The sequence below is a fragment of the Gordonia sp. 852002-50395_SCH5434458 genome (genome assembly GCF_001665905.1).
GTDB lineage: Bacteria > Actinomycetota > Actinomycetes > Mycobacteriales > Mycobacteriaceae > Gordonia > Gordonia jacobaea.
The window spans coordinates 1-605 of record NZ_LZTC01000047.1 but is presented as its reverse complement, the minus strand read 5'-3'; the positions used below and the strand labels follow the sequence as shown (position 1 = coordinate 605).

The window sequence follows — 605 nt, the reverse complement described above, 5'->3', positions numbered from 1 at the left end:
GTTGTGGACGCTGCTGGGGCGCGGGCCGCGGCGCGGCGCGGCGGTTGACCGGCGGCCCGGCGGGAGGTGCGGGGGGCCCGGCGGGACGTGTGGGAGGCCCGGCGGTGGGCGGCCCCGACTGGCGCGGGACCCGCGCGGCCGCCTGAGCGGACTCGACCACCACGAGGTTGCCGCCGCAGCGCGGACAGTGCTCGCGCCCGTCCCGGTGCGGTGCCTGGATGCGGCACCGCGGACACATGTCGTACATCGTGCCGCCGCTAGTTCGCGTCCGGAGAGTTGCCGGAACCCGTGTCTCCCGGTCCCGTCTGCACCGGCTTGTTGTTCTCGATCCACGCGATCATGCCGCCGCGCACACACGAACCGTCGATTCCCGCCTGCTCGAGGTACTGCAGGACACGCATCGAGCGTCCGCTGGAATGGCAAATGACGAGGAGTTCTGAGTCCAGGTCGATCTCGTCCAGTCGGCCGGGAATCTCGCCGAGGGGTATATGCACTGCGCCTCGGACGTGCCCCGCGTTCCATTCGTCGTCCTCGCGCACGTCGAGGAGAACGCGGCCGGGCTCGTCGGTGAAGTCGTCCGGCAACTCGGTCACCGGTACCTGTGG

At 71.2% G+C, this 605-nt stretch carries 1 protein-coding gene; it reads right to left on the bottom strand.

Annotated elements, in window-relative coordinates; genetic code table 11:
- Positions 1-257: 257 nt before the first annotated feature.
- Positions 258-605: rhodanese-like domain-containing protein (locus A5785_RS11170; protein WP_064866500.1), on the bottom strand; the 348-nt coding region annotated here is incomplete at its 5' end.